Annotated in this window: 19 protein-coding genes and 2 tRNA genes; 2 read left to right on the forward strand and 19 right to left on the reverse strand. The window is 68.9% G+C overall.

All coding sequences use genetic code 11. The annotated features are described in order from the left end of the window. Nucleotides 1-88: 88 nt before the first annotated feature. The 4 genes from leuS to OG306_RS11805 form a co-directional block, all read right to left on the reverse strand. A complete protein-coding gene (gene leuS / locus OG306_RS11790; protein ID WP_266906765.1) occupies nucleotides 89-2,962 on the reverse strand; it encodes a leucine--tRNA ligase in 2,874 nt (957 codons plus the stop codon). Between the two features lie 289 nt (nucleotides 2,963-3,251). Beyond that, nucleotides 3,252-3,324, reverse strand: a tRNA-Ala gene (locus tag OG306_RS11795). A gap of 200 nt (nucleotides 3,325-3,524) precedes the next feature. Further along, entirely contained in the window at nucleotides 3,525-3,758 is a 234-nt protein-coding gene (locus OG306_RS11800) for a hypothetical protein (protein WP_015608461.1), read from the reverse strand. A 259-nt stretch (nucleotides 3,759-4,017) separates the two neighbouring features. Further along, the gene (locus tag OG306_RS11805; RefSeq protein WP_266906763.1) at nucleotides 4,018-5,469 is read right to left on the reverse strand and encodes an MFS transporter; all 1,452 of its coding nucleotides are present in this window, start codon (nucleotides 5,467-5,469) and stop codon (nucleotides 4,018-4,020) included. Nucleotides 5,470-5,571: 102 nt separating this feature from the next. Between OG306_RS11805 and OG306_RS11810 the strand changes: the two genes are divergently transcribed. Beyond that, nucleotides 5,572-6,435, forward strand: coding sequence for a helix-turn-helix transcriptional regulator (locus OG306_RS11810; RefSeq protein ID WP_266906761.1), 864 nt, complete (start codon nucleotides 5,572-5,574; stop codon nucleotides 6,433-6,435). 150 nt (nucleotides 6,436-6,585) lie between these two features. Here the strand turns inward: OG306_RS11810 and OG306_RS11815 are convergent. The 7 genes from OG306_RS11815 to OG306_RS11845 all read right to left on the reverse strand — a co-directional run bounded on the left by OG306_RS11815 (nucleotide 6,586) and on the right by OG306_RS11845 (nucleotide 10,870). Beyond that, nucleotides 6,586-6,658, reverse strand: a tRNA-Ala gene (locus OG306_RS11815). 160 nt (nucleotides 6,659-6,818) lie between these two features. Then, nucleotides 6,819-7,472 (reverse strand): histidine phosphatase family protein, encoded by a 654-nt coding sequence (locus tag OG306_RS11820; RefSeq protein WP_266907718.1) that lies wholly within the window; start codon nucleotides 7,470-7,472, stop codon nucleotides 6,819-6,821. Then, nucleotides 7,469-7,900 (reverse strand): ribosome silencing factor, encoded by a 432-nt coding sequence (rsfS, locus tag OG306_RS11825; RefSeq protein WP_266746149.1) that lies wholly within the window; start codon nucleotides 7,898-7,900, stop codon nucleotides 7,469-7,471. The genes OG306_RS11820 and rsfS overlap by 4 nt, the downstream gene beginning before the upstream one ends. Before the next feature lie 114 nt (nucleotides 7,901-8,014). After that, nucleotides 8,015-9,793 (reverse strand): LCP family protein, encoded by a 1,779-nt coding sequence (locus OG306_RS11830; protein ID WP_371665269.1) that lies wholly within the window; start codon nucleotides 9,791-9,793, stop codon nucleotides 8,015-8,017. 19 nt (nucleotides 9,794-9,812) lie between these two features. Beyond that, nucleotides 9,813-10,430: a nicotinate-nucleotide adenylyltransferase gene (gene nadD / locus OG306_RS11835; protein ID WP_266746151.1), complete on the reverse strand. Its 618-nt coding sequence runs from the start codon at nucleotides 10,428-10,430 to the stop codon at nucleotides 9,813-9,815. A 38-nt stretch (nucleotides 10,431-10,468) separates the two neighbouring features. Next, complete coding sequence (locus tag OG306_RS11840) at nucleotides 10,469-10,633, reverse strand: hypothetical protein (RefSeq protein ID WP_266746152.1); 165 nt, start codon at nucleotides 10,631-10,633, stop codon at nucleotides 10,469-10,471. 84 nt (nucleotides 10,634-10,717) lie between these two features. After that, nucleotides 10,718-10,870 (reverse strand): hypothetical protein, encoded by a 153-nt coding sequence (locus tag OG306_RS11845; protein WP_266746153.1) that lies wholly within the window; start codon nucleotides 10,868-10,870, stop codon nucleotides 10,718-10,720. 110 nt (nucleotides 10,871-10,980) lie between these two features. Between OG306_RS11845 and OG306_RS11850 the strand changes: the two genes are divergently transcribed. Then, entirely contained in the window at nucleotides 10,981-12,147 is a 1,167-nt protein-coding gene (locus OG306_RS11850; RefSeq protein WP_266746154.1) for a M48 family metallopeptidase, read from the forward strand. Here the strand turns inward: OG306_RS11850 and OG306_RS11855 are convergent. The 8 genes from OG306_RS11855 to OG306_RS11890 all read right to left on the reverse strand — a co-directional run bounded on the left by OG306_RS11855 (nucleotide 12,059) and on the right by OG306_RS11890 (nucleotide 21,339). Continuing rightward, nucleotides 12,059-13,201 (reverse strand): hypothetical protein, encoded by a 1,143-nt coding sequence (locus OG306_RS11855; protein ID WP_266746155.1) that lies wholly within the window; start codon nucleotides 13,199-13,201, stop codon nucleotides 12,059-12,061. The two genes, OG306_RS11850 and OG306_RS11855, sit on opposite strands and share 89 nt — an antisense overlap. A gap of 448 nt (nucleotides 13,202-13,649) precedes the next feature. Continuing rightward, on the reverse strand, nucleotides 13,650-14,252 hold the full coding sequence (locus tag OG306_RS11860; protein ID WP_266746156.1) for a hypothetical protein: 603 nt from the start codon (nucleotides 14,250-14,252) through the stop codon (nucleotides 13,650-13,652). Between the two features lie 67 nt (nucleotides 14,253-14,319). Next, nucleotides 14,320-15,603 carry a glutamate-5-semialdehyde dehydrogenase gene (locus tag OG306_RS11865; protein WP_266746157.1) on the reverse strand — a complete coding sequence of 428 codons (1,284 nt, stop codon included), beginning with the start codon at nucleotides 15,601-15,603 and terminating at the stop codon, nucleotides 14,320-14,322. A 175-nt stretch (nucleotides 15,604-15,778) separates the two neighbouring features. Further along, a complete protein-coding gene (locus tag OG306_RS11870) occupies nucleotides 15,779-16,294 on the reverse strand; it encodes a hypothetical protein (RefSeq protein WP_266746158.1) in 516 nt (171 codons plus the stop codon). A gap of 145 nt (nucleotides 16,295-16,439) precedes the next feature. Beyond that, nucleotides 16,440-17,525 (reverse strand): glutamate 5-kinase, encoded by a 1,086-nt coding sequence (gene proB / locus OG306_RS11875; RefSeq protein ID WP_266752172.1) that lies wholly within the window; start codon nucleotides 17,523-17,525, stop codon nucleotides 16,440-16,442. A gap of 165 nt (nucleotides 17,526-17,690) precedes the next feature. Next, nucleotides 17,691-18,287, reverse strand: a complete 597-nt coding sequence (rfbC, locus tag OG306_RS11880; RefSeq protein WP_266746159.1) for a dTDP-4-dehydrorhamnose 3,5-epimerase — start codon at nucleotides 18,285-18,287, stop codon at nucleotides 17,691-17,693. 138 nt (nucleotides 18,288-18,425) lie between these two features. Next, nucleotides 18,426-20,408: a glycosyltransferase family 2 protein gene (locus OG306_RS11885; RefSeq protein ID WP_266746160.1), complete on the reverse strand. Its 1,983-nt coding sequence runs from the start codon at nucleotides 20,406-20,408 to the stop codon at nucleotides 18,426-18,428. A 136-nt stretch (nucleotides 20,409-20,544) separates the two neighbouring features. Then, on the reverse strand, nucleotides 20,545-21,339 hold the full coding sequence (locus tag OG306_RS11890) for a class I SAM-dependent methyltransferase (protein ID WP_266746161.1): 795 nt from the start codon (nucleotides 21,337-21,339) through the stop codon (nucleotides 20,545-20,547). Nucleotides 21,340-21,346: the final 7 nt, after the last annotated feature.

Here is a 21,346-nt window from a genome sequence, read left to right on the forward strand (position 1 = left end):
CCCAGCCTGCCCGTAGGGGAACGCCCCCACTCCGCGGCACAAAACCGGCGCATACTCGACAACCGTCACGCGGGGGCGACGACCGCCGTCATGCGGGGACGATATTGACCAGCTTCGGCGCCCGCACGATCACCTTGCGGATTCCCGCGCCGCCCAGCGCCGCGACCACGGCCGGATCGGCCAGGGCCAGCGCTTCCAGCTCCTCGTCCGTGATCGACGGGGAGATCTCCAGACGCGCCTTGACCTTGCCCTTTACCTGCACGACGCAGGTCACGGCCTCGTCCACGACATACGCCGGATCGGCAACCGGGAAGTCCTGGTGCACGACCGACTCGGTGTGGCCCAGCCGGTGCCACAGCTCCTCGGCGATGTGCGGGGCCAGCGGCGCCACCAGCAGCACCAGCGACTCGGCGACGCTCCGGGACAGCGGGCCGCCCGCCTTGGTCAGGTGGTTGTTCAGTTCGGTGACCTTGGCGATAGCGGTGTTGAAGCGCATCCCGGCCATGTCCTGGCCGGCCCCGTCGATCGCCTTGTGCAGCGCCCGCAGCGTCTCCTCGCCCGGCTCGGTGTCGACGACGGTGACCTCTCCGGTCTCCTCGTCGACGACGTTGCGCCACAGCCGCTGCAGCAGCCGGTACTGGCCGACGACGGCGCGCGTGTCCCACGGTCGCGATACGTCCAGGGGGCCCATGGCCATCTCGTACAGGCGCAGCGTGTCCGCACCGTACTCGGCGCAGATCTCGTCCGGCGTGACGGCGTTCTTCAGGGACTTGCCCATCTTGCCCAGGACGCGGCTGACCTTCTCGCCCTGGTAGTAGAACGTTCCGTCGCGCTCCTCGACCTCGGCCGCCGGGACCGCGATGCCGCGGCTGTCCCGGTATACGAACGCCTGGATCATTCCCTGGTTGTACAGCTTGTGGAACGGCTCGGCGGACGAGATGTGTCCCAGGTCGTGCAGCACCTTGGACCAGAAGCGTGCGTACAGCAGGTGCAGTACGGCGTGCTCGGCACCACCGACGTACAGGTCGACGCCACCGGTCGGCTGCCCCTCGCGCGGGCCCATCCAGTACTGCTCGATCGCCGGGTCGACCAGCTTCTCGTCGTTGTACGGGTCCAGGTAGCGCAGCTCGTACCAGCAGGAGCCCGCCCAGTTGGGCATGGTGTTGGTCTCGCGGCGGTACTTCCTCGGGCCGTTGCCGTCGCCCAGGTCCAGAGTGACGTTGACCCAGTCGGCGTTCCGGGACAGCGGGGTCTCGGGCTGGGTGTCGGCGTCCTCGGGGTCGAAGGTGCGCGGCGAGTAGTCGTCGACCTCCGGCAGCTCCAGGGGCAGCATCGACTCGGGCAGTGGGTGGGCGATGCCGTCCTCGTCGTAGACGATCGGGAAAGGCTCGCCCCAGTAGCGCTGACGGCTGAACAGCCAGTCACGCAGCCGGAAGTTGACGGTGCCCTCGCCGACGCCGCGCTCCTTCAGCCACTCGGTGATCTTTGCCTTGGCGTCGACGACGCCCAGACCGTTCAGCGAGATCTCGTCATTGGCGGAGTTGACCAGCTTCGCTTCGTACGAGGAGAAGGCGTCGTCCCATGCCGAGGGGTCCGTACCGCGGTCGTCCGACGGCTGGACCACACAGCGCATGGGCAGCTCGAAGGCGCGCGCGAAGGCGAAGTCGCGCGCGTCGTGCGCCGGTACGGCCATGATCGCGCCGGTGCCGTAACCCATCAGGACGTAGTCGGCGATGAAGACCGGCACCTTCTCGCCGCTGACCGGGTTGGTCGCGTACGCGCCGGTGAAGACACCGGTCTTGTCCTTGGCCTCGGCCTGCCGCTCGACGTCGGACTTGGCGGCGGCCAGCTTGCGGTACGCGGTGACGGCCTCGGCCGGGGACGCGTGCCCGCCGGTCCACACCGCGTGGGTGCCCTCCGGCCAGGCGGCCGGAATGATCCGCTCCACCAGCTCGTGCTCGGGCGCCAGCACCATGTAGGTGGCACCGAACAGGGTGTCCTGGCGGGTGGTGAAGACGGTGATGTCGCCCGCGCCGTCGACCGGGAAGTCGACGCGCGCGCCTTCGGAGCGCCCGATCCAGTTGCGCTGCTGCAGCTTGATGGCCTCGGGCCAGTCCAGCCCGTCCAGGTCGTTCAGCAGCCGGTCCGCGTAGGCCGTGATGCGCATGTTCCACTGGCGCAGCTTGGCCTTGAAGACCGGGAAGTTCCCGCGCTCGGACCGGCCGTCGGCCGTCACCTCTTCGTTGGCCAGTACGGTGCCCAGGCCCGGCGACCAGTTGACCGGGGCGTCGGAGGCGTACGCCAGGCGGTACCCGCTCAGGACGTCTGCGCGTTCGACGGAACTCAGGGCGCTCCAGTCACGGCCGTCCGGAGTGGGACGCGAACCGCTCTCGAACTGTGCGACCAGCTCGTCGATCGGGCGGGCCCGGTCGGCCTCGGTGTCGTACCAGGAGTTGAAGATCCGCAGGAAGATCCACTGGGTCCACTTGTAGTACTCCGACTCGATCGTGGCGAACGAGCGGCGCTTGTCGTGGCCCAGGCCCAGCCGGCGCAGCTGGGCCGTCATGTTCTCGATATTGGCCTCGGTGGAGACCCGCGGGTGCGTGCCGGTCTGCACGGCGTACTGCTCCGCGGGCAGGCCGAAGGCGTCGAAGCCCAGGGTGTGCAGCACGTTGTGCCCGGTCATCCGCTGGTGGCGGGCGAAGACATCGGTGGCGATGTAGCCCAGGGGGTGACCGACGTGCAGGCCCGCACCCGAGGGGTACGGAAACATGTCCATGATGAATTTCTTCGGCTTGGCGGCCAGTTCCGGATTGCCCGCCAGGTCACCGGACGGGTTCGGCGCCTCGTACGTGCCCTCGGCGTCCCAGAAGTCCTGCCAGCGTGCCTCGATGTCGGCGGCCATCGCCGCCGTGTAGCGGTGCGGCGCAACCGTCTCGGCTGCGGAATTCGTCTCGCTCATGATCCTCAAAGCTCCATCGATCGTCATCTGCCGGCGCCCACGTCTACGGACACGCGTCTACGGAAACGAAAAATCCCCTCGCACAGGAGGGGACGCCGCGCCGATTCCGACCAGGCATTCTCACCGGTCGGGACTGATCAGCGCGGCTCGCTAAGCAGAAGGCGTACGGCACGCATGGCGTCAGGGTACCGCACGGGCCCCGGACCGGTCCCGGCGCGACCGATCCATGGACACATGCACGAGAAGCGGGCCACCCTGTATGGATGACCCGCTTCTCATTTCTTCGCTGTGGAGCTAAGGAGAATTGAACTCCTGACCTCCTGCATGCCATGCAGGCGCTCTACCAACTGAGCTATAGCCCCGTGCTGCGTGCCGCCCGGCTCCGTTTGCCCCTGGCGACATCGAGAACATTACCGGTGAGCCCGCCGGTCCACCAAATCGTTTCCCGCCTACCCGGATTTGACCAATTTTGCGGCACCTCGGTCAGGGGACGAGGCGAGCGGAACGCGGGGACCCGCGAGGGGGCGCACACAGAAGGTGCACACAGCGGTACACAAAGGGCTCACGCGGTGGCGAAGGAGTAAAAACGCTTGAGAGTGCAGTGCTCCTCCAGCAGCCGCCCGTAGATCGGCTCCCCCTCGAGCTCCCGGTACGTCTCGATCGGGTCGCCCTTTATGATCAGCGCCCGCGCACACTCCTCGCACCAGTACTGGTACTCCGGATTGATCGGATCCATGTCCCTGACGATGGGCGTACCGCTGCCGCACCAGTCGCACTTCCGCCTGTGTGCACCCATGAGTCAGCTCCGGCTTTGGCCACGGGCAGTGCACACGCAGGAGATTCCGCCGTTCTCGCCGAGCATGTGGGCCGCGCGGGGCGGACCACCGGCAAGGCGACCGGTCCGGGCACGGCGTTCGGGGACAAGGAGCAGGTCCGGGACCTCGTGACGGCTCGCAGGCATCGCGCGCTCCCTCCCGTTCGGTCCGTCGCCCCCTCCGGCGGTCCGATTCTGCCATGACCCCGCAAGGGGGTCAGCCCGGCGGATATCCGGTCGGTCACCGACGCCGTACGAGACCCGCCGAGACGCCCACCAGAGCCGCCGCCGACAGTGCGAGAGCGCATGCCCACACCACGTGCCCCGGCCCTTGCATCCCTGACGTATCAAGGCGGTTGAGATAGAACGTGCCGAAGGCCGCGACACCGAGCAGCTGACCGAGCTGGGTGGCGGTCACCAGTACACCGCTCGCATCAGCCGCATCCTCCGGACGTACGTTCGCCAACGCCCCCGTAAGGGTGGGGCTGAAGCCCAGCGCCATGCCGCCGCCCATGAGCGCAAAGGCCGCATACAGCCAGAGACCGCCGTCGCCTCCGTCCCGCATCAACAGCCCGATGGCCACAGAGCCGATGGCCACCAGGGCGAACCCGCCCGGAACCAGCGCGCTTTGAAGCCGCGCCGGCCATCGGCGCCAGGTCAGCCCGATCGCGCCGAATACCAGCGCGGTCGGTGCGAACATCAGCCCCGTGCGCAGCGCCGAGTAGCCCAGGCCGCCCTGGATATGCAGCGTCATCGTGAAGAGGAAGCCCGCGTTGACCGCCATCACCACGAGAATGCGCAGCGCCGCCCGGGCGATACCCGGGATGCGCAGCACCCTGGGCGCGATCAGGGGCGCACCACCGCGCGCGGCAAGCCGTGACTCGTACCCGGCGAACCCGATGAAGAACCCCACGGAGGCAATCAGGCAGACCAGGGTCCAGACCGGCCAGTCCAACTCCTGCCCGAGCACCAGAGGGACGGTCAGCAGTGTGACGGCGGCGGCCAGCAGCACCAGCCCCGGCAGATCGAGCCCGCGCGCCCGCGCCTGGATCCTGGCAGCCCCGGTACGCGGTTCGCCGGGCAGCACGCGGAAGCCGAGCACCAGCAGGACCAGCCCGATCGGCACATTCACCAGAAAGACCGGCCGCCAGCCCGCGCCGAACAGATCGGCGCTGACCAGGACCCCGCCGACCACCTGCCCGGCGGCCGCGCCGGTGGCGAGCACCGCACTGTAGGCACCGAGCGCCCGGATCCGCGCCTCGCCGGTGAAGTGTCGCTGAATGAGGCTGAGCACCTGCGGAATCATCACCGCCGCACCCGCACCCTGGATCAGCCGGAAGGTGATCAACTGTCCGGTTCCTGCCGCGAGTCCGCAGGCCAGCGAGGCGGCGGTGAAGACGGCGAGTCCGGCCAGATGGGCCCGGCCGTGTCCGAGCAGTCCGCCGAGCCTGGCGCCGATGACGAGCAGTACGGCGTACGCGATCGTGTAACCGGCCACGATGAGCTGCAACCCGGCTCCGGAGGCGCCGAGTTCGCTTCTGATCGTCGGGGCGGCGACGTTGACGATGAAGGTGTCGAGCAGCGCCATGAACTGAGCCGCGAGGACCAGGGCGAGCACTCTCCCCCGGCGTTTGTCAGTGGTGACGTCTTTACTGGCTGGGGAACGTGGAGTTGTCGCGGCGGTCGTCGTCATGGCGTCGAGCCTGACTCCGGATGGATACGGGTAACGAGAGCCCGCTGATGCTGGTACCGACAGCACCTGGCAACTCCCGTACGAGGCAACGACGATGGGGGTGTGACCTCGGTGACGAAAGACCAGCAGGCCCGACACCGGAGGCGTCCGGAGCTCGCGGCCTTTCTGCGCAACCGCCGGGCGCGGGTGACGCCGGCCGATGTGGGCATGGCACCCGGGCTGCGTCGCCGCACCCCGGGCCTGCGCCGCGAGGAGGTCGCCCAGCTCTCCGGCATCGGTGTCACCTGGTACACCTGGCTGGAACAGGGCCGTCCGATCAACGCGTCACCGCAGGTCCTGGACGCCGTGGCGCGCACCCTGCGGCTGGACACCCCGGAGCGCGAACACCTCTACCACCTGGCGCAGGTGGCCTACGCCCCCGGCAGACAGACCGACACGATCGAGGTCGGGCCAGAAATCCAGGGCATCATCGACGCGCTCGATCCGCTCCCCGCCGTGGTCTACAACACGCGGTACGACGTCCTGGCCACCAACCCCGCCCACCTCGACCTGTTCGACATCCCCGAAATAGCGGGAACGGGCATACACAATGCGCTGTGGACGCTGTTCACGGTGCCCGAGGACGCCTGTCCCGTCGTCCACCGGCCCCAGGAGCTGCCGATCATGGTGGCGACGCTGCGGGGGGCTTACGGGCCGCATACGGGCGAGCCCGCCTGGGAATCGTTCGTCGAAAGCCTCTCGGCCGCCAGCCCGTACTTCGCCGAGCTGTGGCGCAGCGGGGATGTCGCCCCGCCGGGGCCGCGGGTGAAGACCTTCCGGCACTGGGCGGCCACCGCTGAGATACGGATGACTTCGGTGTCGCTGTCCGTCAATGGGCTGCCGGAGGGCCGGATCGTGGTCTACACCCCGGCCGATGAGGAGAGCGAGGAGCAGGTCGCGGCGCTGCGGCGACGCCGGGAGGCGTGACCGGACACATGGTCAGAGGGGCGGGCCGGGGCCACGGTCGGGCGAAACGGAACGGTCGGGGCAAACGGAACAGTCAGGGAGGCCGGTCCAGTGGAACGGTCAGGGACAACGCAAAGATCCCGTCCCCTATTGGGGACGGGATCCTGATTGTGGAGCTAAGGAGAATTGAACTCCTGACCTCCTGCATGCCATGCAGGCGCTCTACCAACTGAGCTATAGCCCCGCTGTTCGCTGTGTTTCCCTGCGTTTCCGCGCTGCGAACAAGAAGAACTTTAGCCTGTGACCAGCCAGAAAGTGAAATCCGGCCTACGCCGCCCCGAGGTAGCCTCCGAGCGCCGTCCGGGCCCGCCCCACGGGCAGCCCCCGGCCGGGTGTCGTCACTGCTACGTGTCGTCGCCGAGCACCGGCTCGGGCAGCGTGCCGGCGTTGTGCTCCATCAGGCGCCAGCCGCGCGCGCCCTCGCCCAGCACCGACCAGCAGCAGTTGGAGAGCCCGCCGAGCCCTTCCCAGTGGTGCGACTCCAGGCCCAGCAGCCGACCGATGGTGGTACGGATGGTGCCGCCGTGGCTGACGACGACGAGCGTGCCGCTGTCGGGCAGCTTGTCGGCGTGTTCGAGTACGACCGGGGCGGCCCGGTCGGCGACCTCGGTCTCCAGCTCACCACCACCGCGGCGCACGGGCTCACCGCGCTTCCACGCGGCGTACTGCTCGCCGTACTGCCCGACGATCTCCTCGTGGGTCAGGCCCTGCCAAGCACCGGCGTAGGTCTCGCGCAGTCCCGCGTCGTGCGCGACTTCGAGGCCGGTGATCGCGGCGAGCTCGGCAGCCGTGGCCGCCGCCCGCTGCAGATCGGAGGCGACGATCGCATCCGGCCTCAGCGAGGCGAGCAGCCGGGCGGCCCGCTGGGCCTGCCCGATGCCGGCCTCGGTGAGCGCGATGTCCGTCGAGCCCTGGAACCGGCGCTCCAGATTCCAGGCTGTCTGGCCGTGACGCCAGAGAACGATCCTGCGGCCCCTGCCGCTTCCGCTGACGTTCAGCTCTGCTCACCTTCCGTGCTGCCGGTGAGCTGGGCGTGCTCCTTGGCCTTGCCGCGGGTCTTGACGGCGTCCTCGGGGAGCGCGATCTCGGGGCAGTCCTTCCAGAGGCGCTCCAGCGCGTAGAAGACACGCTCCTCGCTGTGCTGGACGTGGATGACGATGTCGACGTAGTCGAGGAGGATCCAGCGCGCGTCACGGTCGCCCTCACGGCGTACCGGCTTGGCGCCGAGCTCCTTCTGGAGCCGCTCCTCGATCTCGTCGACGATCGACTTGACCTGGCGGTCGTTGGGGGCCGAGGCCAGCAGGAAGGCGTCCGTGATCGACAGCACATCGCTGACGTCGTACGCAATGATGTCGTGCGCGAGCCGGTCGGCGGCCGCCTGAGCGGCGGCGTTGATGAGCTCGATGGAGCGGTCCGTGGCGGTCACAAGAGGGCTTTCGTCGGCGGTCAGATCAACCCCTAGGGTCTCACGGACCGCCGACAGCCCACACAGCGAACGTTCGAAGGCCGAATCGACATCATCCGGCCGGCGCGGCCCCGGTCATTTGATCTTGTAGTTCTGACCGAGCACTACGGACACATCCGCGTTCGCGGCGGGCTTGCCCTGCTTCACCGCGCTTGTCGGCAGCCCCAGGGTCTTGGCGACCTGCGTCGCCTTTTCCTTGTCCGCCGCGGTCTGGTAAAGGATCTCGGACAGTGTCACGGCCTCGGTCGTGCCACCGCCGCCGACGAAGGCATAGCCACCGTTGACCAGCTTGATCCGGGCGGACTCGGTGCCGTCCTTGTCACCAGTGGCGTTCTTGACTCCGACCCGTACCGTCGCATCGGCGGACGGCGTCTTCACCGTGCCGCCCAGGATGTCCTTGACGACACTCTCGGTGGCCGCTTCGGTGAGTGTGCCGTCGGCCTGCGCCGGCAGCAGGGCCGTCTTGTAGTCGCCGATCTTGGCGCGCTGGGCGAGCTTCGCGAGGGAGGCTCCCAGGTCCTTCTCGGGGAGCGACGGGTCGAGGATCTGCGCCAGCGTCTGCACGGTGACCGTGGCGGCCTTCGGATCGTCCGAAATCTTCCGCAGAACACCCCTCAGCACGTCCCCGAACCGCGTGAGCTGCTTCGTCTCGGCCTCACCGGGCGCCCGGTAGGTGGCGTACGCGACGGCCATCTGACCGCTCAGGGTCTGCGCCTCGCCCTTCTTCACCAGGGGGGAAGCGCCCGCCTTCGTGTCGGGCACCTCGGTGTCGGTGTCGACCTCGATGTGGCCGACCAGATCGACGAGGGTTTCCAGATAGGGGGTGTCGAGCCGCCACGTACCGCTGATACTCGTACCGAGCAGCGTGTCGATGGAATCGCGGGTGCCGGTGGTGCCGTCGTCCTCGACGGACTTGCCGAGGGTGGTCGTGACGCCATCGTCGTCGGAGACCGCGAGCGAGTTGGGGAGCAGGACCGTGGTGCCCTGTTTGGTCGTCACATTGTCGACGAGCAGCGCCGTGGAGGTGCCGCCGTTCTTGGTGTTGCGCAGATGAACCACGATGACGTCCCGCTGCTGCGGGCCCGTCGATGCCGTGTTGCCCTTCTCCGAACCGGAGAGGCCGGGGATCTTTCCGGCGGACCAGAGGTAGCCCACACCGCCGACCACCATCAGGACCACCACGACTATCAGCGCGACCATGCGGTTACGGCCGCGGCGCCGCGCCTCCTCGCGCCGCTCACTGCGGCTCTCGGTGAACTTCAGCCAGTCGATGACGTCTTCGGAGTCCTCGTCGGGCTCCTCGATGAAGGAGAACTGCTCGGTGCGGTAATCGGCGCGGCGCTGCCCGGGAACGGCCGCATCCGGCCCGGCCCCGGCGTCGCGCTCCGGCCGGGGCTCCTGCGTGACCGGCGCCGGAGCGGGCGCAGGCAGGGGCTGTGCCGAGGGCTGCGCGGAGGCCTGCTGCGGGATGTTCCACTGCTGGGTGGTGTCGACCGCGGCGGGCTGCCGGCCGGTGTCGTAGCCGTAACCGTCGTAGCCGCCGTAGGTCTGCTGCTGAGGCGGCTGCGGTTGCTGAAGCTGCTGCGGTTGCTGGGGCGGCTGGGAGCCGTACGGGTCGTACGGCTGCGGCTGCGGCTGCGGCTGCTGGGGCTGGGCGTACGGGTCGTATCCGTACGCCTGTCCGCCCTCATACGGCTGCTGCTGAGGCTGTTGGGGCTGCTCGGGCTGTTGAGGCGCATACGGGTCGTACGCCTGCTGCCCGGCCTGCTGGTACACCGGCTGCCCGTACTCGTCGTAGCCGACGATCTGCGGCTGCTGGTAGTACGGGTCGTACGGGTTCTGTCGGTCGTTCACCGGTGCCCCTCTGCGTGGCTCATTCGCCGCGGTACAGCTGGCGCTTGTCGATGTAGCGGACCACACCGTCCGGCACCAAGTACCAGACCGGCTCCCCCTGCGCGACCCTCTGCCGGCAGTCCGTGGACGAGATCGCGAGCGCGGGTACCTCCACGAGGGAGACCCCGCCTTCCGGCAGTCCGGGGTCCGTGAGCACATGCCCCGGCCGCGTCACACCGATGAAGTGGGAGAGCGAGAAGAGTTCGTCGGCGTCCCGCCAGGTGAGGATCTGCGCGAGCGCGTCGGCGCCGGTGATGAAGAAGAGGTCCGCGTCACCGTGGACCGCACGCAGGTCCCGCAGCGTATCGATGGTGTACGTCGGCCCGCTGCGGTCGATGTCGCTCCGGCTGACCGAGAACTGGGGGTTGGACGCCGTCGCGATGACCGTCATCAGATAGCGGTCCTCGGCCGGGGAGACGTTTTTGTGGCTCTTCTGCCACGGCTGCCCGGTCGGAACGAAGATCACCTCGTCGAGGTGGAACTGGGCGGCCACTTCACTGGCCGCCACCAGGTGTCCATGATGAATCGGGTCAAATGTCCCGCCCATCACGCCGATTCGGCGCTTTCTGTGGCCGGTAGGCACTTCCTGCTCTCCCATGCGTGCAGAGCCTACTGGCACAGCTGTACGCCTCCGCCTCAGCGGTCGCGGTTGAAACGAGTGGTGATCCACAGCAGGAGCAGCAGCACGACGAACGCACCGCCTCCGGTGAGAAACGGGCTGAGGCTTTGGTGGTTGCCACCGTGTTCGCCGCCCTCGGCGGCGAGAGTGACCAGCTGGTGCGCGGTGCTCGTGAGGCTCATCTTCGGCAGGACCTATCGATCGGGAGTCGGAAGGAAGACGTCGCGCACATCGTATGCGGGCGTCCCGGGCACGCTCACGCCGACTCAGTCGTTGTTGTCGTCGTTGCGGTATCCGCGGAGCAGGAGCCAGCCGAGCAGGCCGGCTCCGACGAGCGAGGCGAGCAGCACGATGCGGAGCGTGTTGCCGGGCCCTTGATCCTCGGATGCGGCGGCGAGCAGAGCAACGGTTTGCGGCATGTCGGGCGTCTCCTCAGTTATCCACAGCCCCCCGCACACCGTAGCCCCAGCACCTAGGCTGGTATGTGTCAGGGGGCGAGCGACATCTCGTACGAACAGGGGGCCCATTCATGACCGAAAGTAGCCACGAGAACCGCGAGAACGTGCCGAGCAGGCAGCGCAGGCGCTTCGCAGGAATCTCGTCCCGGGCCTACGAACACCCGGCGGACCGCTCGGCTCTGGTGGCCCTGCGCAAGCTGAGCGGTTTCGATACCGTCTTCAAGACACTGAGCGGTCTGCTGCCCGAGCGGAGCCTGCGACTGCTCTTCCTCTCCGACTCCGTCCGGGTGAGCGACGCCCAGTTCGTCCATCTCAACGAGATGCTGCGGGACGCCTGTTACATCCTGGACCTGGAGAAGGTCCCGCCGATGTACGTCAATCAGGACCCACAGCCCAATGCCATGTGCATCGGTCTCGACGAGCCGATCATCGTGGTGACGACGGGGCTGGTGGAGCTGCTCGACGAGGAGGAGATGCGGGCCGTCATCGGCCACGAGGTGGGACACGCCCTTTCCGGCCACGCCGTGTACCGCACGATCCTGCTGTTCCTCACCAATATCGCGCTGAAGGTCGCCTGGATCCCGCTCGGCAATGTCGCGATCATGGCGATCGTTACGGCACTGCGGGAATGGTTCCGCAAGTCGGAACTGTCGGCCGACCGGGCGGGGCTGCTCGTCGGCCAGGATCTGCAGGCATCGATGCGCGGCCTGATGAAGATCGCGGGCGGCAATCATCTGCACGAGATGAATGTGGACGCCTTCCTCGCCCAGGCCGACGAGTACGAGAAGGGTGGCGATCTGCGCGATTCGGTGCTCAAGATCCTCAACCTGCTGCCCCGTTCGCACCCCTTCACCACGGTGCGTGCGGCCGAGCTGAAGAAGTGGTCCGAGACCCGCGACTACCAGCGGATCATGGACGGCCACTACCCGCGGCGCGACGAGGACAAGGACACCTCGGTGACGGATTCGTTCCGGGAGTCCGCGACGCATTACGCGGACGCGGTGCGCAGCAGCAAGGACCCGCTGATGAAGCTGGTCGGTGACATAGCGGGCGGTGCCGGAGACCTGGGCGGCAAGCTCCGTGACAAGTTCACCGGCCAGGGCGGCGGCACGGCCGGCAAGGACGGGGGCGGGGCCGGCAAGGACGGCGCTACGGACGGCTCCACGGGCTCTGCGAGGCCAAAGGAGTCTGGGGACCCTGACGGACCGGGGACTGCGCCGGGGCCTGCGGGGAGCTGACCGTCAGCGTTCCGCACAGTGCCGCCGTGGGCCGGCCCGTTGCATACGGGTCGGTTCCCGCAGGGCCGTGGGCGACGGCTCGCTGCCCGGCAAGCAGCGGCCGCAGCGTACCGGTGGTGTCCGTCGGGCATGCCTGCGGTCCGGCCTGGACGTAGCTGGTGCGGACCTCCAGCCGGTGCAGTCGCAGATCTTCGCGGTCGAAGCGGAAGACCAGCTCGCGCCGCACGGTGAAGAGCGAGGCGCCGTCCGCCCGTTGGGGTCCCGAGACGGCCGGGCGAAGCGTGTAGGTGAAGGTGTGGTCCGACACCACTTCCAGGGTGTCCGACCCCGTCTCGGTGTAGCTCAGGGTGCCCCGGACCCGGATGTCCGGACCGGCCAGCGCCACCTTCGCCGGGTCGAACCGCACCAGCCAGCCGGTCGGGGCATGCTGTCCGTCGTCGTCCGGCCGGTTCATGCTGCGGTCGAACTGGGCCGTCTGGTCCGGGTCGAGCAGCAGTTCCACCGGCCGCACCGCATGGCCGGTGAGGACGTCGGGGTCGAGCGAGGATGCCACCAGGTAGTCCTTGACCGTGGTCAGGGCCGCCGCCACCTGGCTGTCCGAGAAGTTGTCCGTCGCCCGGATCGCGGGGAGGTTGATGCCTCCGGCACCTTTTGCGAACTGCGCGGCGGGGCTCTTCGCAAGGAGATCCGCGGGTGTTCCGCCGGGCACGGCGGACCGGGGGGCCAGGGGTACGACGGTCGATCTGAGCGTCTCGGCTCTTCTGCCGACGGGCCCCTGGTAGGGATGGCGGAAGCCCATGTACACGGCCGTCGCGAAGGCCAGGGCGATCAGGAGGACCAGGGCGGCGGCGGCTCTGGAGCCGGCCCGGAGGCTCCGGGGCGGGAGGCTGCGTACGGCGCGGGCGTGGTCCCCCATGCGTTCCTCGGCGGAGAATTCCTTCAGCCGTGCAGCACGCACGAACGACTCGTCGAAAACGAGTGACCGGTACTCGTCCTCACCGCCGCCCGGCGCGTTCTCGGGCGGACCTTCTGGTGGTTCTCCACGGTCTGCCATGACTTCTCCCGACTCCACGTCACCGACCGGGGCCGAAACGCTTCGCTCTGCTTCGGCCGAGTGGCTTCGGACAGGGCCTGCCCGCCATGAGTTCGCATGACGTCGCATGACTGCGCATGTACGGACAAGTGAGAAGCCCCCTCGTAGAGAGGGGTCACACCTTCAGGGTAGGTCGATTACGACCGAGGTAAACGCCGAGCCGCCGGAGAACCCACCGGAGAGTTGCCCGGATGCCCGGAGAACTGCCCCCGGGATGGGCGCCGGACGTCCCCAGGGCCCGCGCGGGACGAGCTGAGGTCCCTTCGAGGGACGCTTTCCCAGGACATGCGCGGAAGCCCCTGGAACATGCGCCGGACGCCCTTGGAACCGGACGGGCGACGCGGGGACAGCAGGAGCGCAAGCGGGCGGGACACGGCGTACGCAGGGGGCCTCTGCCCGTCCGGTGGCGTCAGCCGGTGTGGGGGACCGCCGAGACCGTGGGGCGGGGATATCCGCCCGAGGCCGAGGGGAAGGCGTTGGGGGCGGGGCCAGGGGCACTGTCCACGCCCGTGGTGGCGGGCGGTGGGGCAGGGGCCTGGCGGTTGCCCGAGCTGTTGCGGTAAACGGCGCTGAAGGCCAGCGCGACCATTCCGATGCCCATCAGCACGGCCAGCAGCCAGGCCACCGGCCGGTGCCAGCGTGCAGCACCCCGGTACGGGCGCAGGGCTCCCCCGTGGCGCCCGTAGGGGCCGCTGCCGTACGCGTCGTCATCAGGGTCCAGCGCGTCGTCGTAGGCGCTCCCGCGGCCGTATGCGCCGCCCGGCCCGTATCCCTCGTCGGGGAGTTCGTCGTCCAACGGTCCGCCGCCGGCTCGCGCCCGGGACGCCTCCGCCTCGGCACGCGCCTGCGCAGCAGCCAGCAGCCGCTCGACGGCGGTGGGTTCATGGATCTCGGCTGCCCGTACGAAGTCCTCGTCGAACACCACGGAGGCGAAGTCCTCGTCCGCGCCCCCGCGGTCGTCGTCGGGCTCCCAGCCGTCCGGGAACGGCCTGCCCCCCACGTCGTCCGGCACCACTCCAGACTAGACCCGCCGGGTCGTTCTGGGCAGGGAGCCGGCAACATTCACCGGACGCGGACGGTCACCGCACGTGGCCGTCGCCCGTGACGATGTACTTCGTCGAGGTGAGCTCCGGCAGCCCCATCGGGCCTCTGGCGTGCAGTTTCTGGGTGGAGATGCCGATCTCGGCTCCGAAGCCGAACTGGCCGCCATCGGTGAACCGGGTGGACGCGTTCACGGCTACCGTCGTGGAATCCACCAGTTGAGTGAACCGGCGGGCGGCAGCCTGCGACGTGGTGACGATCGCCTCGGTGTGGCCGGAGGACCAGAGCCGGATGTGCGCGACGGCCGCGTCCAGCGACTCCACGACGGCGGCGGCGATGTCGTACGAGAGGTACTCGGTCTCCCAGTCCTCCGGCGTCGCCGCCACGACGGTGGCCTTGGACCCCTCGGCGTATTCGAGGACCCGCTCGTCGCCGTGCACGGTCACCCCGGCGTCGGCCAGCGCGTCCAGGGCGCGCGGCAGGAAGTCCGCGGCAACGTCCTTGTGGACCAGGAGCGTCTCGGCGGCGTTGCAGACGCTCGGACGCTGCGCCTTGGAGTTGATCAGGATGTCGACGGCCATGTCGAGGTCGGTCTGCGCGTCCACATACACATGGCAGTTGCCGGTGCCGGTCTCGATGACCGGAACGGTGGACTCCTCGACCACCGTGCGGATCAGCGAGGCGCCGCCGCGCGGAATGAGGACGTCGACGAGGCCGCGGGCCCGCATCAGTTCCCGCACCGAGTCGCGGTTCTCGCCCGGCACCAACTGCACCGCGTCGGCCGGCAGGCCGGAGCCCCCGACGGCGTCCCGCAGCACCCGTACCAGCGCGACGTTCGAGGAGTACGCGGAGGACGAGCCGCGCAGCAGGACGGCGTTGCCCGACTTCAGACAGAGGGCCGCGGCGTCGACCGTCACATTGGGCCGGGCCTCGTAGATGATCCCGACCACGCCGAGCGGCACCCGGACCTGTCGCAGATCGATGCCGTTGGGCAGGGTCGAGCCGCGGACGACCTCGCCGACCGGGTCGGGCAGCGCCGCCACGTCCCGCACGTCGGCGGCGATGGCGCGGATCCGCTCCGGCGTGAGGGTGAGCCGGTCGACGATCGACTCGCTGGTCCCGGCCTCGCGGGCGCGGGCGACGTCCTCGGCGTTGGCCGCGACGATCTCGCTCGTCCGCACCTCCAGCGCGTCCGCGATCGCCAGCAGCGCATCGTCCTTCGCCGCGCGCGGCAGCGGCGCGAGGTCGGCGGCGGCGGAGCGTGCCCGGTAGGCGGCCTGGGCGACCGGGGACATGTTGTCGTACGGCGAGAACGTGGTCATGCCCGCAGAGTAGTGCGCCCACTGCGGGCATCCCTCACGTATCCCGTGATGCGAGACAACTGCCCCGAGCCCGTTTCCGAGATGCGGGACGACCACCCCGAGGACGATCACCCCGAGGACGACCAGCCCCGAAGACAGCCGCCCGAAAACGACCGCCCCGGGGACGTCGCCGTGCTCAGTACGGGTGGACGCCGACCGGGGCGGCCGGAGGCGGTCCGTATCCCTCGGCGACGCGCTGGTGGTACGTCCCGCGGTCGATGACCTCCAGGCCGACGATCTCCCAGGGCGGAAGCTTGGCGGTGGAGCGGTGCTCTCCCCAGAGCCGCAGCGCGACGGCCGCCGCGTCGTGCAGATCGCGGGCCTCTTCCCAGTAGCGGATCTCCGCGTGGTCGTGGGCGTACCGGCTGGTCAGCAGGAAGGGGTGGTCGTGCGCGAGCTGTTCGAGCCCGCGTCTGACCTCCTCCAGCGGAATCGCGGTGCCCGAGACACTGAGCGTGATGTGCCAGAGTCTCGACGTGGTCCGTTCCTCCTCCGCTCCGGCCGGCTCGGACCGCGTGGTCCGGTCGTCCGCACGGTCCATGGACCGTCTCTCGTCGGACTGTCTCCCGTCGAAGCCGGCACCTGCTCCGACACTGGTCAGGGCCCGGCCACCCGTTCCTCGGGGCGGCGCCCCCGGGCGCGCTCGTCTCACCGGCGGCCTCCTGTGAATGCGTTTGCTGTGCTGTACCCCGCTGTGCCCCCCGTGACAAAGTTGACCAGTCCGCGGCCGAGGTTGGGGCGGTTTTCGTGAAGGTCTCCGCCCCGAGGCTGGACTTTCAGCCGTTTCAGGGCGTCTGTCAGGGGTGCAGGAGGACGAGATCGTCCCTGTGTACGACCTCGCGCTCATATGCCGGACCGAGCTCGCGCGCCAGGTCGCGGGTGGAGCGGCCGAGCAGCTGCGGGATCTCCTTGGCGTCGAAGTTGACGAGTCCGCGGGCCACGGGACGGCCTTCGAGGTCGCGCAGTTCTACCGGGTCGCCCGCGGTGAACTCGCCGTCGACCGCGGCGATTCCGGCGGGCAGTAGCGAGCTGTGCCGTTCGACGACCGCCTGTACGGCGCCGTCGTCGAGGGTCAGCGAGCCCTGCGGAGTGGAGGCGTGGGCGAGCCAGAGCAGCCGGTCCGCCGACCGTCGTCCGGTGCGGTGGAAGTACGTACCGGTGTCGCGTCCGGCCAGGGCGTCGGCGGCCCGGCTCGCCGAGGTGAGGACGACGGGGACGCCGGCAGCCGTGGCGATCCGGGCTGCCTCGACCTTGGTGACCATGCCGCCGGTGCCGACGCCTGCCTTCCCCGCGCTGCCGATGGTGACACCCGCGAGGTCCTCGGGCCCGGCCACTTCGGCGACCCGTGAGCTGCCCGGAGTGCTCGGATCACCGTCGTACAGCCCGTCCACGTCGGAGAGGAGGACCAGGAGATCGGCGCGGACGAGATGGGCGACGAGCGCGGCGAGCCGGTCGTTGTCGCCGAACCGGATCTCGTCGGTGGCGACGGTGTCGTTCTCGTTGACGATCGGGAGCGCGCCCATGTCCAGGAGCTGGTCGAGGGTGCGGTAGGCGTTGCGGTAGTGGGCGCGGCGGCTGGTGTCGTTGCTGGTGAGCAGCACCTGGCCGACGCGCACGCCGTACCGGGCGAAGGAGGCGGTGTAACGGGCGACGAGCAGCCCCTGGCCGACGCTGGCCGCGGCCTGCTGCCTGGCCAGGTCCTTGGGCCGGCGGAGCAGCCCGAGCGGGGCGAGTCCGGCCGCGATGGCGCCGCTGGAAACGAGGACGATCTCGCGCTCCCCGCCGCTCCTCACCCTGGCGAGCACGTCGACGAGCGCGTCGACGCGATCCGCGTCGAGGCCGCCGGCCGCGGTGGTGAGGGATGAGGAACCGACCTTGACCACGATCCTGCGGGCCTCTGCGACGCCCTGCCTTGCCCCTGACACGTACATCCCCAATGATTCGGCTCCGCCCGGCTCTGGCAATCTACGCCAGCGGCCGGGCGGTACGTCCGTCCGTTCCGCAGCGTGGGATGCGCGACCCGCGCCGCCGCGCATCCCGTACGCGGCTCAGCGTGCGCGCAGCTGCTCGCGGAAGGAGACGCAGTCTTCGTAGCGGGGCAGCAGCCCCTGCCGCTCGGCCTCGGCGAGCGTCGGCGCCTGCTCGTCCTTGGGGGAGAGCAACGGCTCGATGTCCTCGGGCCAGGCGATGGCCAGTTCGGGATCGAATGGATTGATGCCGTGCTCCCGCTCGGGCGCGTATGCCTCCGAGCAGAGATAGATCACGGTCGCGTCGTCGCTCAGGGCGAAGAAGCCGTGGCCGAGGCCTTCCGAGAGATACACCGCGTGGTGGTTCCGGTCGTCGAGGCGGACGATCTCCCACTGCTTGTAGGTCGGGGAACCGACCCTGATGTCGACGATGACGTCCAGGACGGCGCCGCGTACGCACTTGACGTACTTGGCCTGGCTGGGTGGCACATCGGCGAAGTGAAGACCGCGCAGGGTCCCTCGGCGGGACACCGAGCAGTTCGCCTGGACCAGGCTGAGGTCCTGGTCCGTGGCCGCACGGAAATCCGCGCCGCGGAACCACTCGTGGAAGCTGCCGCGGTCGTCGGGGAACACCTTCGGCTCGTGGACCCAGGCGCCTTCGATGGACAGAGGTCGCATGCTGTTCTGCTTTCTCACTGCAAGGTGATGCCGGTTTTTTCACTGCAAGGTGATGCCGGTTTTTTCACTGCAAGGTGATGCCGGTCTTCTCACTGCAAGGTGACGCCGGTCGTTGTCGTCGGCTGCTCAGCGGAGGGGCTACTTGAACAGGGTCCGCTTGATACGTCCGGCCACGCGCCGTACCAGGGACCTCTTCGGTGCGGGAGCAGGGGACTTCTTGGCCGCGGCGGCCGCCGTGGTCACGGATATCGTTGCGTCGGCGGCGACGGCGACGGCGATCGGAAGCTTGGCCCAGCGCGGCTTGCCGCGTCGAGCGGACGGCAGACCGATCTCGATGCTCCAGAAACGTCCGGTGCCCAGCCCGTCCGGGAGGTGTGCGGACAGGACCGCCGCGGTGGGGCCGGCCGTGAGAGTCGCGACGGTCTCGGCCGTGCTCCCGCCGGACAGGGTCTTGAAACGCAGCCAGGCGCTCTCGGTACCGACGGTGCCGTTCATCGCGAGGGGGACAGGCAGTTCGATCCGGCCGTCCGCCAGGACGGTGTCCTTCGGGGTGAGGCTCTTGAGGTCCCGGTCGAACCGGCTGGTGGCGAAGTCCACGTCGAGGGAGAGATTGCCGTGCGGCTCGGTCCAGTACGGCAGGACCAGCCGTCGGGGCTCACCGCTCAGGGCACCGCGTCGGCCGGTCTCCACACCCTCGGCACGGGCCGATCCGAGGCGAGTCTCCTTGGTCCAGCCGCACGAGCTGATCCGGATCAGGACGTCCCATATGCCGTCGCCCAGCGGTGCGCCGTTGGCCGCGGACTCCGGGTCGATCGTCGCCTCGGCCCGAAGCACCAGCCGGAACGTGGTCCCGTCGTCGGAGGGAATGCGCTCACGGGTGAACTCGACCGGCTGGAAGAACTCCGCGGCGGTGGTCCGTTCCCGTACGACCACATCGACCTTGGCCCTGGCGGCGGTCGCGAGAGGACTGGCGCCGAGAGCCACGACGGCGTCCAGGGCGTCCTGCGACAGCGGCAGGTTCAGCAGGTCCTCCTCGCCCTCGGTGCGGAAGGCCATCGGTTCGCCGTCGGTCTGGTACTCGGCGGTGAAGCCTGCCTCGAGCCGCCCGGCGTCCCACTTCAGGGACTCCAGGAAGCCGGTGGGCTTGATCCCGGCCTCCCAGCGGGCCAGTTCCTCGATGTCGGCGAGGCGGTCGGCCACGACGAGCGCGGCGACTATCTGCTGGGTGGGCTGCATCCCCCGCGCGACACCGGGTCCGAACCGTTCGGTGACGACGCCCCGGATCTCGGTGTACAGCTCCTGGCGGTAGTCCTCCGGCAACGCCAGCAGACGCTTGCCGCGAAGGCGCTCGACCATCTCGTTGCGCAGCCAGCGGCGGAACATGTTGTCGCGGAGCGTGCCGGGCTCCGTGTACTTCTCGACGATGTCGAGGGCTTCCCGGAGGTTGTTGTAGTAGCCGACCGGGTCGAAGCGCTGGAAACCGGCGTTCGAGGCGTCCTCACGCTTGATGTGGTAGTAGCACAGGTAGTCGCTGAGAACCGCGATGTTGGAGGCCCGAAGGTACGTCTCGACCACGAAGACGTGGTCCTCCAGACGCCGACGGCCCTCGCGGAAGCTGATGCCCTTGCTCTCCAGGAATTCCTTGCGGAACATCTTGTGCGGCGTGAGGCTGGTCATGAGCGGGGCGCTGGAGACGTCGGCGCGCGGATGGTTCACGCGGAAGAGCTCCACCGGCACCGGACGGCCCTTGCCGGCCATCTTGCCGATGACGACGTCGGCCTCGTTCTCGACGCCGTAGTTGTACATGCGCTCCAGCGCCTCGTCACCCAGCCAGTCGTCGTTGTCCACGTACATGACGAACTCGCCCTTGGCCGCGGCGGTGCCGACATTGCGGGGCTTGCCCGACCAGCCCGAGGATTCCTGGTGGATGACGTGCATGTGCGGGTACTTGGCGGCGATCTCGTCCAGCCGCGCCGGGGTGGCGTCGGTGGAGCCGTCGTCGACGAAGATGGCCTCGTACTCGTCGTTCGGAAGGCTCTGCCGAAGCAGTGAGGTGATGCAGTCCTCGATGTACTCACCCGGGTTGTACACCGGGATGACGACGCTGACCTTGACGGACATGCAGTTAGCCCCAACAAGAGGAGGAAGGCCCCGGCGTCTCATCGCCCTGGGAATATGTACGTATCAGATTATCGCGAGTGCGCGGGAGAGGCCCGACGCGATGTCGGGCCCCTGCATCCTCGTCCGGCCCCTCGGCTCAGCCGGTCAGCGCCTCGATCCGGCGGCGCAGCGGCGCGTAGGCCGAGCGTGGGCGGCGCAGGTTGCGGGCACGGACCAGCGAGGGCCAGAAGTCGGCTTCGAGCAACCCCTCGGCCTGTACGGCGTTCTTGCGTACCAGCAGCTCGTCGGGGACGTCCTGCGGGTCGGGTACGACGTATTCCTCGATGATCTCGTCGTACGCGTTCTTCAGCACCGTGCTGTCCGGGTCGGCGCCGAAGATCAGCGCGACACCGGTGGGTCGGGTGTCGACCTCGATCACCGTCAGGTCGGGGCGAAAGCGCCGCAGCACGGTGGCCACCTTGTAGACGTCTCCCGTCCAGGCGTCGGTGTGCCGGTCGCGGGCCGCTTCGTCGACATCGCGGGGCAGCATGTCGTCCAGCACGATCACGCTCGACCAGCGGGCGTGCTTCTCGACGTTCATGAAGTCGCGCAGGGCGTACTCGAAGAGGTGCATGCCGTCGATGAAGGCGAGCTCCAGCTTCGGGTCTCCGCCGAGCACATTGAGCGGATCACGGCGGGCCAGGGCGCGGAACGGGTTGCGGCCGTTGCGCAGGTGCAGCAGCGGGTCCTTGCGGGCGAAGAAGGCGTCGCTCGTCGCCTTGACCAGGTGGACGTCACAGCTGATGTCCGTCACGACACGGAAGGCGGGGTCGACAGCGACGGACGGCACTCGCGAGAGGGCCAGGCTCCTGCCGTCGTTGACCCCGATCTCCATATAGTTCCGAGGACGGTAGACGCGGTGCAATTGACGCAGAAAGTCATGGCGGTTCACGTGGAGC

Origin of the sequence: Streptomyces sp. NBC_01241 (assembly GCF_041435435.1) — a bacterium.
In the GTDB taxonomy this organism is placed as follows: domain Bacteria; phylum Actinomycetota; class Actinomycetes; order Streptomycetales; family Streptomycetaceae; genus Streptomyces.